We start from the raw sequence: 16,448 nt of genomic DNA, 5'->3' as shown, positions 1-16,448 counted from the left end.
TGATTGACGTAATTGCGAAATAAACATTACGGTTGAGCCAAGCTGACGATCGAATCGGTCGCGGTTGAAAAGGAGGGGATATGAAAAAGGCATATTGGCTGTGCGCTGTTGCCAGCATCGCTCTGCCCGGCGCTCTCGCCGCGCAAACCACACCGACCGCCGCCACCCAGCAACCCGCCGATGTCCAGTCCGGTGAAGGCGCCACGGCGGGCGATCCCGACAGCGGCGACATCATCGTCACCGGCATCCGCGCCAGCCTGAAATCCTCCGCCGCCATCAAGCGCAACTCGACGATGATCGTCGACGCGGTGTCGGCGGAAGATGTCGGCAAATTCCCCGACGTCAACATCGCCGACTCGCTCCAGCGCGTGACCGGCGTCGCGATCGACCGCAGCGGCGGCGAAGGTCAGTTCATTACCGTTCGCGGCCTGGGCCCGCAGTTCAACACTGTGCTGGTCAACGGCCGCGTCATGGCGACCGACAATCCGGGCCGCGAATTCTCGTTCGACGTGCTGTCGCCGAACATGATCCAGCGTACCGAAATCTACAAGAGCACCGTGCCGCAGCTGCAGGAAGGCGGCATCGGCGCGACCGTCAACATCATCACCGCCAAGCCGCTGGAAGGGAAGACCGGCGCGCACGTCACCCTGTCGGCGGGCGGCATGTATGACACGCTCGCCAAGAAGACGAGCCCCGACTTCTCGGGCACCGCGTCCTTCGCGAACAAGGACAAGACGGTCGGCCTGGTCGTCGCGGCCTCCTATACCAAGCGCTACAGCGCGTTCGACCAGTTCGCCATCCATGGCTGGCTGCCCGGCAGCCAGGGGCTGATCAACGGCACGCCCAACTCGACCGGGCTGACCGCCGCCGCACTGACCAACAGCGCCGCCAATATCTACACGCCGCGCGATTCCGCCTTTTATCATTATGACGAAAGCCGCGAGCGCCTGAACGTCGCATCGACCTTCCAGGCCAAGCTGAGCGACCGCCTGCTGCTGACCGTCGACGGGCTCTATTCAAAGTTCAACGTGATGAGCAACGGCCATTATTTCGGGCCGTTCTTCACGCCGCGCTTCATCGGCCTGACCGCGAACGCCAACGGCACGGTCAACGGCTTCAACCGGCCGGGCACACAGTTCCTGAACAACAACCCCGCGCTGACCGATCCGGCCCTGGGCGACCAGCGCGTGACCGTGTCGCAGAACGACAATGCCTCGACCTATGGCAATCGCTTCAGCAACAGCTACCAGATCGGCAGCAACCTGAAGTGGAGCGTGGCCGACAATCTGGACCTGAAGTTCGACGCCTCGACCACCCAGGCCAAGAACCGCACGCCGGGGGCCTTCATCGTCGTCGGCGCGCTGGCACAGAGCGCACCGCGCTATGACCTGCTGCCCGGCGTGACCATGCCGATCATCAGCAATCTGGGCAATGTCACCGACCCGTCGCTGATGCGCGCGCATTACAGCTCGGTCGGCGAAGGCCGCGTCCGCGACCAGGGCACAGAGTTCCACTTCGACGGCGATTATCGCAACGAGGATGACGGCCCGGTCAAGTCGATCCTGTTCGGTGCGGCTTTCAACCGGCGGCACAAGACGCAGACCAACGCCAATAACGAGGACACGGTCTGCACCTATTGCGGCTATGACATTCCCGTGCCGGCCAACCTGCTGTCGCCCTATACGCTGCAAAATTACCTCCCCAAGATTTCGGGCAGCGACAAGGCGCCGGTCAACTTCCTGACCTTCGACCCGGCGGCGGTGCTCGCCTATCTGTCACAGCCCTCGGTGCTGGCGCAGGCGAGGCAGGGGCGCACGGCGGCACAGCAGGCGGCGGTCGCGGCGCAGCAGCTGGCGCTGCCCGGCGGGCCCTTCGGCCTGCGCGATCGCCCCGGCCAGCTGCTCGACGTCGTGGAAAAGGTCTGGGCCGGATATCTGAACGTCGGGCTGGGCGGCCCGCGCTGGTCGGGCAATGTCGGCTTCCGCGTCACCGACACGTCGGTGGTGTCGAGCGGCTTCACCCAGCCGATCCTGGGCATCTTCGTCAATCCGGGCGACGACAATCTGAACATCCCGCTCGGCAATCCTACCGCGGTCAACGTCCGCAACCATTATCGCAACTTCCTGCCCTCGGCGAACGTCAAATATAATCTGACCGACCGGATGCTGTTGCGGGGCGCCTTCTCGCAGACCATCACCCGGCCGACGCTGACCGATCTGGGCGTCAACAATTTCTACAATGGCCGCGTGACCGCCGCGGTCTCGGGTGGCGGCAATCCGACGCTGCGCCCGTTCAAGTCGACCAACTACGACCTGTCCTATGAATTCTACATCTCGGACATCAGCTATGTCAGCGTCGCGGGCTTCTACAAGGAATTCTCGGACTTCCTGGAACAGCAGACGCTGCCGATCCAGATCGGCCAATACACCTTCCAGGATACCCGCACCCGCAACGGCGCGACCGGATCGGTCGCGGGCGTCGAACTGGGGGCACAGCTGACCGCCGACCGCATCGTCTCAGGCTTCCTGGGTGGTTTCGGCGTCGCGGGCAACTATACCTATGTCAGCGACACCGCGAAGCGCGCGGCCAATACCAACAGCGCCTGCGGCTATAACGGCCTGTCGCCGCACTCCGCGAACGGCAGCCTGTTCTACCAGAAATACGGCATCCAGGCCCGCGCCTCGTACAATTGGCGCTCGTCCTTCCTGCGCAGCTGCCTGAGCGATTATGGCCAGCCGGAAAACCGCCGCGCCTATGGCCAGCTGGACTTCAGCGCCTCCTACGACATCACGCCCGCGTTCCAGGTCTATGTCCAGGGCGTCAACCTGACCAACACCTACACCTTCGACTATTCGGTCCTCGAAGAGCGGGTGAAGAACATCCAGAACTTCGGCACGCGCTTCAACTTCGGTGTCCGCGCCTCGTTCTGATCCTTTCCACCGTTTCCCCAACTGGCCCGGTGTTCACGCACCGGGCCTTTTTTTGTTTGGGCGAAGAGGAAAGGGGCCGAAATTCCTCCCCTGCAAGGGGAGGTGGCAGCGCATCAGCCCTGACGGAGGGGTGCCGCCCTATCGAGAGGGGACACCCCTCCACCAGCTTCGCTGGTCCCCCTCCCCTTGCAGGAGAGGAATTAGGGGAATGTGGATTACCGGCGGAAACGCCGGTCAGGCGAGCAGGCTGCGATCCTCGGCCAGCTTCAGGCACAGATCGGCACGGTCGGGCATCTCGGCCCAGATGTGACGGGTCAGCCGCTCGTAATGGCTGACGAAACGGGCGAGTTGCGCATCGTCCATCACCCCCGCTCCGGCGCCACGCACCCGGCGCAGCGCCTCTTCCTGCTGGGTGCGCCAGCGCAGGACGGTGGACCATTCCGGCGGCATCATCAGCACCAGCGCATCCAGGGCTGCGAACAGGCGCGGATAGTCGGTCGCCAGCGCGGCGTTCACATGCCGGCGCCAGATCCCGTCCGCATCCTCCAACGCCTCCAGCGCGTTGAGCGGCGCGGCCAGTTCGGCGTCATCCTGCGCTCGCGCACCGACGCACCAGCCCTCGAAGATCAGCAACTCGCACCCCTTGGGCGCGCAGGGCCAGGTTGATCGCGGCGCACGGTCGTCGATCGCCTTGTCGAAGCGTGGCAGGGGCACCGCCTCGCCGCGTATGACGGCGGCGATCGTCTCGACGCCCAGCGCCACGTCATGCGTGCCCGGCACGCCGCGCGTCGCGAACAGCGGATGCACCTCGCGCGCCATCGTCTGCCGCTCGGCGCGGGTGAGATAAAGGTCGTCGAGCGACAGGATCGCGCTTCGCTCCACCTGCGCCGCCAACCGCGCGGCGACGGTCGACTTGCCGCTCCCTTGCGCACCGCACAGCCCCAGTATCAGCGGCGGATCACCCGGCCGCCGCCGGGCAAGCCGCTCTACGGCCAGCGCCGCGATCGCCGTTTCAGGCGACACGGTCGGCCGGTTCCTCGCCCCGATCGAAGGCCGCGAGATTGCTCGCCGCGCGCATCCCCATCGCCGTCCGCGCTTCGATCGTGGCACTGCCCAGATGCGGCAGCAGGACGGCGCGCGGATGCGCCAGCAGGCCGGGATGCACCTTCGGCTCGCGCTCATACACGTCCAGCCCGACGCCGCCGATCCGCCCCAGATGCAGCGCCTCGACCAGCGCGTCCTCGTCGATGACCGGGCCGCGCGCGGTGTTCACGATGATCGCATGCGGCTGCATCTTCGCCAGCAACGCCGCGTCGACCAGATGCCGCGTCTCCTCGCCGCCGGGGACGTGCAGTGACAGGACATCGCACTCCGCCGCCAGTGCTTCGGGCGAGGCGGCGCGGGTCGCGTCGAGTGCGCGTTCCACCTCGGGCGCGGCGGCGGAGCGGCTGGCATAGCGAATCCGCATCCCCAGCCCGCGCGCCTTGACCGCCGTCGCCTGCGCGATCCGGCCAAAGCCGATCAGCCCCAGCGTCTTGCCCGAAAGCCCCTGCCCGATCAGGTGCGAGGGCCGCCAGCCGGTCCATTCACCGCTGCGCAACTCACGCTCGCCCTCGCCCGCCCGGCGCGCGGCCATCAGCATCAGCAGGACCGCGATCTCCGCCGTCGCCTCGGTCAGCACATCGGGGGTGTTGGTCACGACCAGCCCGGCGGCGCGCGCGGCGGCCAGATCGATATGGTCGACCCCCGCCCCGTAATTGGCGAGAATGCGAACCCGGCGCCCCGGCGTCGCGATCAATTCCGCATCGACCCGGTCGGTGATCGTCGGCATCCAGGCGTCATATTCGGTCATCGCCCGAACCAGTGCGTCGCGGCTCAGCGGCGTATCATCGGCATTCAACGTCGTATCCCAGGTGGCGGACAGATGCTGCTCGACGAATTCCGGCAGGCGGCGGGTAACGAGCAATTTGAGCCTGTCAGTCATGATGATCGGTCATCCTCCGCCCTGTTCGTCTCTGCCGCGTCAGCTTGCCGAAATCACGTCGATCTGCAAGAAAGCGACTCTGATATTTCAGTTAGGCCGTATCTTATGGCGATCATTTCGTCACCTCTTGATTTCCGCAACGCCGCCAGAGCGCGGCTGCCGCGTTTCCTGTTCGACTATGCCGATGGCGGCGCGGGCAGCGAGATGACGCTGCGCGCCAATGTCGACGATCTGGCGCGGCTGGGCCTGAAGCAGCGGGTGCTGCGCGATGTGTCGGAGATCGACCTGACCGCCGAGTTGTTTGGCCGCACCCGCACCCTGCCCCTCGCACTGGGGCCGATCGGGATCGGCGGCATGTTCCGGCGGCGCGGCGAGGTGCAGGCAGCCCGCGCGGCGAGCCGGGCGGGCATCCCCTTCACCATGTCGACGGTCGGCCTGTGCTCGCTGAGCGAGGTGCGCCGGGCGACGCCAGGGCCGCTCTGGTTCCAGCTCTACGTCATCCGCGACCGGGCATTCATGGCGGACCTGATCGCCACCGCGAAGGAGCAGGGCGCGGAAACCCTGGTCTTCACCGTCGACATGCCGGTGCCGGGCAGCCGCTACCGCGACGCCCATGCCGGGATGGCCGGGCCGAATGCGCCACTGCGCCGGATGATCCAGGCGATGGGCAAGCCCGGCTGGGCCTGGGATGTCGGGATGCAGGGTCGCCCGCACGCGCTGGGCAATCTGACGCAGGTGCTGGGCAAGGCGTCGGGCATGAACGACTATATGGGCTGGCTGGGCGCGAATTTCGATCCGTCGATCGCGTGGAAGGACATCGCCTGGATTCGCGCCGCCTGGGACGGGCCGCTCATCATCAAGGGTATTCTCGACCCCGACGATGCCCGTGCGGCGGTGGATGCCGGGGCGGACGGCATCGTCGTGTCCAATCATGGCGGGCGTCAGCTCGACGGAGCCTCGTCCACCGCCCGCGCGCTGCCCGCCATTGCCGAGGCAGTGAAGGGGCGGCTGACCTTGCTGGCCGATTCCGGCATCCGCTCGGGGCTGGACGTGGTGCGGATGCTGGCGCTGGGGGCGGAGGGCGTGCTGCTCGGCCGCGCCTGGCTCTATGCGTTGGCGGCCGAGGGAGAAGCGGGCGTCACCAAGCTGCTTGACCTGATCGAGCGCGAGATGCGCGTCGCCATGGCGCTGACCGGCGTGCGCAGCCTGGCCGAGATCGACGCCTCGATCCTGACCGACCGCCCCTGACCCTTCAGGCGCTGGCGAGCAGCGCCTCCATCTGCGCGGCATGGGGGCGCCAGTCGATGCCGCGCGCGTCCAGCCACGCATCGTCATAATAGGTACAGCCATAGCGTTCGCCACCATCGCATAGCAGCGTGACGATCGAGCCGCGCTCGCCCGCCGCCGCCATTTCCTCAATCAGTTGCGCGCAGGCGATCAGGTTGGTGCCGGTGGAACCGCCGACCCGCCGCCCCAGCCGTGCCGACAGCGCGCGCATCGCGCCGATGCTGGCAGCGTCCTCGACCGCGATCATCCGGTCGATCACCGAGGGGATGAAGCTGGGCTCGACGCGCGGCCGCCCGATCCCCTCGATACAGCTCGCGCACCCCTCGGGCAGCGAGGATGCGCTGCGGTCGGCAAAGTGGCGGTGGAAGACCGAATGGACCGGGTCCGCCACGCACAGCTGCGTGGCATGGCGCTGATAGGCGATGAACCGCCCGATCGTCGCCGAGGTGCCGCCGGTCCCCGCCCCGCAGACGATCCAGCGCGGAATGGGATATTCCTCCGCCGACATCTGGGCGAAGATGCTCTCGGCGATGTTGTTGTTGCCGCGCCAGTCGGTCGCGCGCTCGGCATAGGTGAACTGGTCGAGATAATGGCCGCCCGTCTCCGCCGCGAGGGCGTTGGACACGTCATAAACGGTGCGCGGATCGTCGACCGCATGAATCTCGCCGCCATGAAAGCGGATCGCATCCAGCTTGGGCGCGGCGGTCGAGGCGGGGACCACCGCGATGAACCGCAGGCCCAGCATCCTGGCGAAATACGCCTCGCTGACCGCCGTCGAGCCGGACGAGGATTCGATCACGCAGGTATCCGGCCCGATCCAGCCATTGCACAGCGCGTACAGGAACAGCGAGCGCGCCAGCCGATGCTTCAGGCTCCCGGTCGGATGGCTGCTTTCGTCCTTCAAATACAGCGTGATGCCCGGATAGCGCGGCAGCTCGACGCGGATCAGGTGCGTGTCGGCCGAGCGGTTGAAGTCCGCCTCGATCCGGTGGATCGCGTCCGCCCGCCAAGCGCACAGCTCCGCCTTGCTGCGCTGATTGGTCATGCTCGCCCCCTTCGTCCCCATGCCGCGCCTCATAGGCGCGAATGACGGGTTTGGGAAAGATGCCATCCGGTCCATGAACTTGCGGGCGTGGGCGGCTTCGCCCATGCTGGCGTCATGATCGCTTCCCGCCGCTCCGTCCTCGCCGCCGGTCTCGCGCTGGCCGCCGCCCCCGCCCTCGCGGCCGAGACGACGCCGCGCCTCCGCCGCCTGTCGCCCAGGCTCGACCGGATGATCGCGCCGGGCACCGAGCCTGAGGTGATCGCAACCGGCATACGCTGGGCCGAGGGGCCGGTCTGGGTGCCGGGCGGCGGATACCTGCTGTTCGCCGATCCGCCCGCCAATATCGTCCGCCGCTGGCAGCGCGGGGGGGGCGTGTCGGTGGTGCTGAACCCCTCGGGCGCGGCGGGCACCGATCCGGCGCTGGTCCGCGAGCCGGGCGCCAACGGACTGGCGCTTGACGCCAGCGGCGCGCTGCTGATCGCCAATAGCGGCGGACGAAGCATCGACCGGGTGGACCTGAAGACCGGCCGCCGCACCGTGCTGGCCGATCGTTATGCGGGCAAGCGGTTCAGCAGCCCCAACGACCTGCATGTCGCGAAGGACGGCGCGATCTGGTTCACCGATCCGCCTTACGGCTTCAAGGACGGGGACACGTCGCCGCTGAAGGAACAGCCGGTCAACGGCGTCTATCGGCGGCGGCCCGATGGCAAGGTCGATCTGATCGACGGCACCCTCACCCGCCCCAACGGCATCGCGATGTCGCCCGACGAGCGGCGGCTCTATGTGTCGGTGTCGGACGAGGCCGCGCCCCGGATCATGGTCTATGACATCGATGCGCGCGGGCAGGTCGGCGATCGCCGGATACTGCTCGATGCGCGGGCGATGCGGGCGGCGGGAGGACCCGGCCTGCCCGACGGGATGAAGGTCGCGCGCGACGGCACCCTGGTCTGTTCGGTGCCGGGCGGCATGATGCTGATGACGCCCGAGGCCGAGCCGCTGGGCCTGATCGAACAGGGCGCACCGATCGCCAACTGCGCCTTTGGCGAAGCGGGCCGCGCGCTGTTCCTGGCGGCGAACGACCGCATCCTGCGCGTCGCGCTGCGCCCCGGCTGGCAGGGCTGAAACCTAGCCTGCGCCACCCTGGTCTGTGCCGCTCTGCTCTGCGCTGATCGTCGTCGATACGGGGATGGCGATGGTGCAATGCACCCCGTCCGCGCCCAGGCAATAGGTCGTCCTGGCGCCGAGCTGGTAAGGGAGCGCGCGTTCGATCAGTTCGCGGCCCTGCCCCGTGCCCTTGGGCCACGCCCCTTCGGGCGGCATCCTGACACCGCTTTCGCGCCAGTCGATATGCAGCCAGGGCTTGCCGTCCGCTCCCTCGGCCTCCAGCGTCCAGTTGATCGCCAGCCGCCCGCCATCCTGCCCCAGCGCGCCATATTTCATCGCGTTGGTCGCCAGCTCGTGGATCGCCATGGCCAGCGTATGGACGGTCGAGGAGCGCAGGCGGACCCCGGACGGACCGTCCAGCGTCACCGCCTCGGTGCGCCCATCCATCGCCGCCAGCTCGGCACGGAGCAGGTCATCGAATGTCACCCGGTCCTGCTCGCTCAACCGCGACAACAGCGCCTGCACCCGCGACAGCGCGTCCAGCCGGTCGTCGAAATGCGTGCGAAACTCGGCAAGGCTGTTCGCGCCCCGCACCGTATTTTCGGCGATCGACCGCACGACGCCCAGCAAGTTGCTGGTCCGATGCTGCAATTCGGCGATCAGCACGCGCTGTAGAACCTCGCTCCGGCGCAGCGCCTCGTCCGCCTTGCGGCGCTCGGACAGGTCGGCGGTGACGACCAGCAGCCGGTCGGGCTGGCCATCGCTCCTGGGCAGGACCGACAAGGTGCTGCTCGCCCAGACCAGCGAGCCATCGGGGCGGGCATAGCGTTTGTCGAGAGTCCTGGGCCGTCCGGTGGACAAAGCCTCCTCGATCGCCACCAGGCTGGGCTGCAGGTCGTCGGGATGGGTCACGTCCGGCACGGACAACGCCAGCACCTCTTCGCGCGGGCGGCCGAGGATGCGGCACAATTCCTCATTCACCCGCAGGAAGCTGCCATCCAGCGAAAGCACCGACATGCCGACCGGCGCGGTGGCGAAGATCGCCGCCAGCTGCCCCTCGGTTTCGGCCAGCTTGACCTTCACCACCTCCTCGCGCAGCCGCACGATCTCCGCCTGCGATTCCTTCCATTCGGTGATGTCGCGCGTGGTGGTGGCGACGCCGTCGCCCAGCTTCACGACTATCTGGAAGAACCAGCCATCGAACTGCTCATGGACGTAATGATGCTCGGCCTGTTCGGGCAGTCCGGTTTCGGTGACGCGGCAAAAGGCATCGAAAATGCCCTCTTCGATGACGCCGGGATTGCGCTGCAACAGGCTTTCGCCGCGCACCTCGCCATATTTGCGTTCCGAAGTGTGGTTGTTCAGCACCCAGCGGAAATCGACGATCCGGCCCGTTGCGTCCCGGATCGCCTCGAACACCTGGATCATGTCGGTCGACGCGTCCATCGTCGCTTGAAGCAGTTCGTGGCTGGCCTGAAACTCGACCTGTCGTCCGTGCATCGCTCGCTCATCCTGCCCGGCCCGGTATGGCAGCCGCTCTGCCGCCCCGGTCCGGGGCCGCCGGGCCATAGCATAGTGCGGGACAAGTTTCAGGCGGGGATCATTCACCACACACCCGGCCCCGGTCCCATGGCACATATACCCATCGCAAGAACCACATAGCCTGTTGCAATTGACTCGCATATTCACTTTCGTTAGTTCGCGCTCGCAACGAATGGGGGGAATGGAAAATGTGGGTTCGAGCGTCGCTGGTCATGATGCTGTCTTCGGTCGCGGCACCCTGTCTGGCGCAAAGCAGCGCATCGCAGGCGAGTGACGCCGCATCGACGGAGACGGGCAACGATATCGTGGTCATGGGCGAAAAGGCCGACCGGACGCTGCGCGATACGCCCGCCAGCGTCGCGGTGACGACCGCGCAGACCATCGCCGACCAGAATCTGCTCGACATGTATGACGCGTTGCAACGCACGCCCAACGTCGCGATCAACGCCGACCGGACCAGCTTCACCATTCGCGGCATCGACGCCTTCAACGTGTCCGGCGCGGGCGACGGCGCGCTGGCCAGCGTCTATCTCGACGGCGCGGTGCTGCCGCGCGCGGCGCTGAACAGCGGTCCGCTGGACCTGTACGACATTTCGCAGGTCGAGGTGTTTCGCGGGCCGCAGTCGACGGTGCAGGGCCGCAATGCGCTGGCCGGGGCGGTGGTCATCCGCACCGCCGACCCGACCTATGCGTGGAGCGGCAAGGCCCGCCTGATGCTGACCGGCCCCGATGGACAGCGCCGCGCCGCCGCCGCGCTGGGCGGCCCGATCCTGGGCGACCAGATCGCGTTCCGCGTGGCGGGCGAGATCGCGCGTTCGGACGGTCTGCTCTATAACACGACGCTCCACCGCGACGCCGATCCCCGCCAATCGGAGACGCTGCGCGGCAAGCTGCTCTTCACGCCCGATGCCGTGCCGGGGTTGCGCGTCATCGCCACCTATATGCACGACCGCCATGTCCGTGGCGCCTATTCGTTCGAGTTCGACCCGCCCTATGACCGACGCGACCGCATCGTCACCGAGGATGTGGCGACCAACACCCGGACGGTGAGCGATATCGCCACGCTGGAGGCGCATTATGCGCTGGGCGGCGGTTTCGACCTGAGTTCGATCACCAACTATTCCAACGTCCGTGCGCTCTATATCGCCGATCCCGACCGCAACCCTACCCCCGGCCAGCTGAGCCGGACCAGCGACCCGGCGAAAACGGTGCAGCAGGAAGTGCGGCTGGGCATCGACCTGCCCTGGGTACAGGGCCTGATCGGCGCCTATTATCTGCGCGAGGACAATCGCGACTATCGGTTCGAGGCGACGCAGAACATGAACCTGACGCGGCTGGGCGTCGATCGCCAGTTGCTGGCGCTGGGCCTGTCGCAGCCCATGGTGAATACGGTGCTGGGCTTTTACGGCGGCGTGGTTCCAATCAGGAACCTGCTGACCCAGCCGCGGCTGACGCGCAACCTGGCGGCGTTCACCGATCTGACCTTTCCGCTCACCAGCCGCCTGAAGTTGCGCGCCGGGCTACGCTACGACAATGAGCGGCAGCTGCGCGGCGCGAGCCAGTCGGTGGTGCTCAACGGCACGCTGCCCGATCCCGCACGGCTGTCCGTGCCTGCGCTGGCCCCGGTCGTTACCCGGCTCAACGCGATCCTGCTCGCCACGGCGGCGGGTGCGACCAGCGTCGATCCGACACGCGCCATCACCTATGACGCCTGGCTGCCCAAGCTGGGCCTGACCTGGGACGTGACGCCCAACGCGTCGCTGAGCGCCACGGCGCAGCGCGGCTATCGCGCCGGGGGTGCCGGGATCAACCAGCAGCGCGGCCAGAGCTTTACCTATGCGCCCGAATATACCTGGAATTACGAGGTCGCGCTGCGATCCGACTGGTTCGACCGCCGCCTGAGCTTCAACGCCAACGCCTATTATATCGACTGGCGCGACCAGCAGGTGTCGGTGCAGCTGACCCCCGGCGCGGTGTTCGACAGCCAGGTCGTCAATGCGGGCAAGTCGCGGCTCTATGGCTTCGAGGCGGAGTTGCGCGCGCGGCCGACGCGCAGGGTGGAGCTGTATGCGGGCGTCGGGCACAGCCGGACCGAGTTTCTCGACTTCACCGTGCCGATCGGCATCGCCAAATGGTCCGCCACCGGCAACGAGTTCGCCAATGCGCCGCGCTGGACCGCGTCATGGGGCGGCACCTGGCGCAGCACCGGCGGGCTGTTCGCCAATATCAACGCCACCTATCGCGACGCCATCTTCCAGAGCACCATCGACCAGACGGTGCGCGACATCCGGCCGATCACGCTGGTCAATGCCAAGCTGGGTTGGCAGGGGCGGCATTTCGGCGCCTATCTGCTCGCCAGCAACATCTTCGACCGGCAGCAGCCGACCTCCTTCTTCACCGATTTCGACGGTCGGGTGCGTGGCACCATGTCCAATCCGCGTATCCTGGGCCTGAGTTTCGAGGGGCGTTTCTGACGCTTAGCGAATGTCGGACATATAAAGCGGCATCCCGCCTTGCTATCGCCATCTTAGATCGTACACTTGTTCGACTAAAGAAACGGGAGTGGATGATGAGCAAGGACGGGGGCGGGATCAGCCGTCGGCAGGCACTGGCTGGCGGAGCGGCGATCACCGGCGGGCTGGCGCTGGGCGGAGCACAAGGTGCAGCGGCGGCAGGGCGGTCGACCATGCTCGCGCCCCGCCCGCCCATGGGCTGGAACAGCTGGAACAGCTTCGCCACCACGATCACCGAGGCGCAGGCGCGCGAGACCGCCACGATCATGCGCGCCAAGCTGCTGCCCTTCGGCTATGACATCTTCACCGTCGACATCCAGTGGTACGAGCCGGATGCGTCGAGCTACGAATATAACGCCGCGCCGGTGCCCGCGATGGACGGCTATGGCCGGTTGATCCCGGCACCCAACCGCTTTCCGTCCAGCGCCGACGGATCGGGCTTCACGAAGCTGGCGGCGGACGTCCACGCCATGGGCATGAAGTTCGGCATCCACCTGATGCGCGGCATCCCCCGGCTGGCGGTAAGCAAGAACCTGCCGATCCTGGGCACCCGCTACCGCGCCGCCGACATTGCCGACACCAGCAGCATCTGCACCTGGAACCCGGACATGTACGGCGTCGACATGACCAAGCCCGGCGCGCAGGCCTATTATGACAGCGTGTTCGCGCTCTACGCGTTCTGGGGCGTCGATTTCGTCAAGATGGACGATATGAGCCGCCCCTATGACGCGCACGCGCCTGAGATCGAGGCGGCGCACAAGGCGATCCAGAATAGCGGCCGTCCGATCGTCCTCAGCCTGTCGCCCGGCGAAACCCCGGTGATCCGTGGCCCGCATGTCCGCCGCTTTGCGCAGATGTGGCGCATCTCGGACGATTTCTGGGACGAATGGTCGATGCTGGAGGCGCAGTTCACCCGGCTGGAGAATTGGACGCCCTATCGCGGGCCGGGTTCGTGGCCCGATGCCGACATGCTGCCGCTCGGCCGCCTGGCGCTGGGCAAGCGCGACACCAAGTTCACGCCCGACGAACAGCGCACGCTGATGACCCTGTGGTCGATCGCGCGCTCGCCGCTTATCATGGGCGGCGACCTGCGCTATCTGAATGCGCCCACGCTGGCGCTGCTGACCAACCGCGCGGTGATCGCGGTCAACCAGGCCTCGACCGACAATCAGCCGCATTTCATCGAGGACGGCACGCGTATCTGGTCCGCCAAGCCCGAGGGCGCCCCCGGCGACCGTTATCTGGCGCTGTTCAACACCGGCGGCGGCCCGAAGGAGGTCGGCCTGGCGCTCCATTATCTGGGCCTATCGGGCGAGGTCGACGTGACCGACCTGTGGAGCGGCGCATCGCTGGGCAAGGCGAAGGGTCGCTTCGCGCAGACGCTGCCGCCGCATGGCGCAGGGCTGTACCGCCTGCGGGCCTGAATGAACGAACCGTCCTGAAACGGCCATGCCGTATCGGGGGTGGCGGTGGCATGACGCCTGGGTCCGATAAGAGGATCAGGGTCATGCCGCTTTCCCCTCGCCTGCTGCCCGTGCTGCTGTTGCTCGCCGCGCCCGCCATGGCGCAGGATCGCCGATCCGTAGCCGAACCACATCTGCCCGCCGAGGCGTGCGTCAGCCTGTCGGCAGACGGGGCGGACTGGCGGACGGAGACGCGGCGGCTTCAGGCGGCGATCGACCATTGCCCGTCGGGCGCCGCCGTTCGACTGGTCACGGGGACTTTCGTCAGCGGCCCGCTGCGCATGAAGTCGGGCGTGACGCTGTGGCTCGATCGCGGCGTCACGCTGGTCGCGGTGCCCGACCCGCGCGCCTATGACCGGGGCCAGGGATTGTGCGGCACGATCGCGGCCAAGGGCAATGGCTGCCTGCCCTTCATCGGCTTCGAGGGCACGCGCGGCGGCGGCATCGTCGGGGACGGCGTGATCGACGGATCGGGCGGCGCGGTGATGACCGGGCAGAGCGAAAGCTGGTGGCAACTCGCGCGGCGCGCGCAACGCGAAGGCGGCAAGCAGAACAACCCCCGGCTGGTCGAGGCGGATCATGCCCGCGACCTGACCTTCTACCGCACGACATTCCGCAACGCCCCCAATTTCCATATCGTCCTCAACGACGTGCAGGGAGCGACCCTTTGGGGCGTACGGATCGACACCCCCACCGATGCACGCAACACCGACGGCATCGACCCCGGCGCGTCGCAGGACGTGACCATCGCCCACAGCTTCATCCGCACCGGCGACGACAATATCGCGATCAAGGCCGGGCATGGCCCCACTCGCCATATCTCGATCCTCGACGACCATTTCTACGCCGGTCACGGCCTGTCGATCGGCAGCGAGACCAATGCCGGGGTCAGCGACATACTGGTCCGCAACGTGACGCTCGACGGCACGACCTCGGGCCTGCGGATCAAAAGCGATGCCAGCCGGGGCGGGCTGGTGGAGCGGGTCCGCTATGAAGGCATATGTCTGCGCGGCAACCGGCGACCGATCGATTTCGACACCCGCTATGACGCCACCGCGCGGGGCAGCGCCATTCCGGTCTATCGCGACATCGTCCTGAACGGCGTAACCGGCGGCGACGGGACTCTGGTCCTGCGCGGCTATGATGCCAGCCATCCGCTGGACGTGACGCTGGACAGCGTGCGCTTCGATCCGTCGGCGGTCTGGCAGGTCGAGAATGCGCATATCGCCATCGGCCCCGGCGGCGCCTCCCCCACGCCGCCGGGCCTGTCCCCTTCGCCTGCCCTTGCCGGAACTACCCCGGATTGCAGCGCTTCCTGGATGCCCTTCCCCACCAACAATTAGGGTCGTGACGGGTAGACAAATCCCTCTCTGGCAATAGCTTGCAGCCGTACGACCACCGGACACCGCCATCAGCGGGACGGATGGTCGCGACGATGCGGGAGAGGACGACCATGAAGAGACTGAGCGCATTCGCCGCCGCCGGGCTGGCGCTGACCGTCGCGGCGGCGGGGATCGCCCGCAATCCGCAGTTCGAGGGGGCCGATCCCCATGCGATGATGATCGGCGACGAACTGTGGATCTTCCCGACCGGCGGGCCGGGCGGAAGCTGGGCGGCCGATCGCTTCGGCGCCTTTTCCAGTCGCGACCTGAAGACATGGCGCCCGCGCGGCGAGCTGATCCGCCGCGACCAGATAGGCTGGATCAAGGATGACGGCGCGCCCGAGCATTTCCTCTGGGCGCCCGGCGTAGCGACCCGGAACGGCCGCTATTACCTCTATTATTCGGTCGGGCCGCAGAGCCCGACGCCCAGCCGGATCGGCGTCGCGGTCGCCGACCGGCCCGAGGGGCCGTATCGCGACAGCGGCCATCCGCTGGTGACCGGCGACAAGGCGTTCGAGGCGATCGACCCGATGGTCTTCACCGATCGTCGGTCGGGCAAAATCTATCTCTATGCGGGCGGCAGCGCGGGCGCCCGCTTGCGCGTCTGGGAACTCCGGCCCGACATGGTCAGCATCGCGGGCGAGGTGAAGGTCGCCACCCCGCCGAACTTCACCGAAGGGGCCTTCATGCATGAGCGCGGCGGCACCTATTACCTGTCCTACAGCCATGGACGGTTCAACGGCCCCGATTATTCGGTCCATTACGCCACCGCCCCCTCGCCCACCGGACCATGGCGCTATCGCGGCGCGATCCTGACCAGCGACGCGCGGCATCAGGGTCCAGGCCATCACAGCTTCGTCACGCTGCCGGATGGCCGCTCGCTGATCGTCTATCACCGCTGGGACCGCGCGCCCGGACCCGGCCCGTTTCAGGGCGAGCGGGTCGTGGCGATCGACCGCCTCTCCTATGCGCCCGACGGCCGCATCCACCCTGTCCGCATGACCGATGCCGATGCCCCGACCGTCGCCGGGCGGCGCTAAATCTTGCGCGAAGTTAATTCGCGTTAACCATCTGAATTAATTCCGAAAACGGTGCCCAAGCATCACGGGCCGATCTTTGCGGTTAGGATTTGCGCAAGGGGAGGCAGCGTGTCGGCGCAAGCAAAGCCATGACCGCGCCCTCCCTACCCGGCCTTCGT

At 67.0% G+C, this 16,448-nt stretch carries 11 protein-coding genes; 7 read left to right on the top strand and 4 right to left on the bottom strand.

The genetic code is table 11. The features are described from left to right. The first annotated feature begins 80 nt into the window (after positions 1-80). Complete coding sequence (locus KV697_RS17570) at positions 81-2,930, top strand: TonB-dependent receptor (protein WP_219019278.1); 2,850 nt, start codon at positions 81-83, stop codon at positions 2,928-2,930. Positions 2,931-3,164: 234 nt separating this feature from the next. Here KV697_RS17570 and KV697_RS17565 read toward each other — a convergent pair whose 3' ends face one another. Next, entirely contained in the window at positions 3,165-3,953 is a 789-nt protein-coding gene (locus KV697_RS17565; RefSeq protein WP_219019277.1) for a kinase, read from the bottom strand. Then, positions 3,943-4,914, bottom strand: coding sequence for a 2-hydroxyacid dehydrogenase (locus tag KV697_RS17560; protein ID WP_219019276.1), 972 nt, complete (start codon positions 4,912-4,914; stop codon positions 3,943-3,945). The genes KV697_RS17565 and KV697_RS17560 overlap by 11 nt, the downstream gene beginning before the upstream one ends. A gap of 105 nt (positions 4,915-5,019) precedes the next feature. On the opposite strand from KV697_RS17560, the gene lldD reads away from it, so the two are divergent. Next, positions 5,020-6,162 carry an FMN-dependent L-lactate dehydrogenase LldD gene (gene lldD, locus KV697_RS17555; RefSeq protein WP_219019275.1) on the top strand — a complete coding sequence of 381 codons (1,143 nt, stop codon included), beginning with the start codon at positions 5,020-5,022 and terminating at the stop codon, positions 6,160-6,162. A 4-nt stretch (positions 6,163-6,166) separates the two neighbouring features. Here lldD and KV697_RS17550 read toward each other — a convergent pair whose 3' ends face one another. Beyond that, entirely contained in the window at positions 6,167-7,246 is a 1,080-nt protein-coding gene (locus KV697_RS17550) for a PLP-dependent cysteine synthase family protein (RefSeq protein WP_219019274.1), read from the bottom strand. Between the two features lie 114 nt (positions 7,247-7,360). On the opposite strand from KV697_RS17550, the gene KV697_RS17545 reads away from it, so the two are divergent. After that, complete coding sequence (locus KV697_RS17545; protein WP_219019273.1) at positions 7,361-8,368, top strand: SMP-30/gluconolactonase/LRE family protein; 1,008 nt, start codon at positions 7,361-7,363, stop codon at positions 8,366-8,368. Positions 8,369-8,371: 3 nt separating this feature from the next. Here KV697_RS17545 and KV697_RS17540 read toward each other — a convergent pair whose 3' ends face one another. Then, the gene (locus tag KV697_RS17540; RefSeq protein WP_219019272.1) at positions 8,372-9,919 is read right to left on the bottom strand and encodes a sensor histidine kinase; all 1,548 of its coding nucleotides are present in this window, start codon (positions 9,917-9,919) and stop codon (positions 8,372-8,374) included. Positions 9,920-10,104: 185 nt separating this feature from the next. Here KV697_RS17540 and KV697_RS17535 point away from each other — a divergent pair, with 185 nt between their 5' ends. From KV697_RS17535 to KV697_RS17520, 4 genes are all read left to right on the top strand, one after another. Beyond that, on the top strand, positions 10,105-12,366 hold the full coding sequence (locus tag KV697_RS17535; protein WP_257575413.1) for a TonB-dependent receptor: 2,262 nt from the start codon (positions 10,105-10,107) through the stop codon (positions 12,364-12,366). A gap of 95 nt (positions 12,367-12,461) precedes the next feature. Continuing rightward, positions 12,462-13,829: a glycoside hydrolase family 27 protein gene (locus KV697_RS17530; RefSeq protein WP_219019271.1), complete on the top strand. Its 1,368-nt coding sequence runs from the start codon at positions 12,462-12,464 to the stop codon at positions 13,827-13,829. An 83-nt stretch (positions 13,830-13,912) separates the two neighbouring features. Next, positions 13,913-15,211, top strand: coding sequence for a glycoside hydrolase family 28 protein (locus tag KV697_RS17525; protein WP_219019270.1), 1,299 nt, complete (start codon positions 13,913-13,915; stop codon positions 15,209-15,211). Between the two features lie 110 nt (positions 15,212-15,321). Then, a complete protein-coding gene (locus KV697_RS17520) occupies positions 15,322-16,290 on the top strand; it encodes a family 43 glycosylhydrolase (RefSeq protein WP_219019269.1) in 969 nt (322 codons plus the stop codon). Positions 16,291-16,448 lie beyond the last annotated feature (158 nt).

It is taken from the genome of Sphingomonas sanguinis (genome assembly GCF_019297835.1).
Taxonomy (GTDB): domain Bacteria; phylum Pseudomonadota; class Alphaproteobacteria; order Sphingomonadales; family Sphingomonadaceae; genus Sphingomonas; species Sphingomonas sanguinis_D.
The sequence above is the reverse complement of the archived record's forward strand: the minus strand, read 5'-3'. Positions and strand labels throughout refer to the sequence as shown.

Bases quoted from the DNA above. Each gene is read 5' to 3' on its own strand.
- KV697_RS17560 (WP_219019276.1), bottom strand. From the start codon at position 4,914: ATGACTGACAGGCTCAAATTGCTCGTTACCCGCCGCCTGCCGGAATTC.
- KV697_RS17535 (WP_257575413.1), top strand. From the start codon at position 10,105: ATGATGCTGTCTTCGGTCGCGGCACCCTGTCTGGCGCAAAGCAGCGCA.
- KV697_RS17540 (WP_219019272.1), bottom strand. From the start codon at position 9,919: ATGGCCCGGCGGCCCCGGACCGGGGCGGCAGAGCGGCTGCCATACCGG.
- KV697_RS17520 (WP_219019269.1), top strand. From the start codon at position 15,322: ATGAAGAGACTGAGCGCATTCGCCGCCGCCGGGCTGGCGCTGACCGTC.
- KV697_RS17570 (WP_219019278.1), top strand. From the start codon at position 81: ATGAAAAAGGCATATTGGCTGTGCGCTGTTGCCAGCATCGCTCTGCCC.
- KV697_RS17525 (WP_219019270.1), top strand. From the start codon at position 13,913: ATGCCGCTTTCCCCTCGCCTGCTGCCCGTGCTGCTGTTGCTCGCCGCG.
- KV697_RS17550 (WP_219019274.1), bottom strand. From the start codon at position 7,246: ATGACCAATCAGCGCAGCAAGGCGGAGCTGTGCGCTTGGCGGGCGGAC.
- KV697_RS17530 (WP_219019271.1), top strand. From the start codon at position 12,462: ATGAGCAAGGACGGGGGCGGGATCAGCCGTCGGCAGGCACTGGCTGGC.
- lldD (WP_219019275.1), top strand. From the start codon at position 5,020: ATGGCGATCATTTCGTCACCTCTTGATTTCCGCAACGCCGCCAGAGCG.
- KV697_RS17545 (WP_219019273.1), top strand. From the start codon at position 7,361: ATGATCGCTTCCCGCCGCTCCGTCCTCGCCGCCGGTCTCGCGCTGGCC.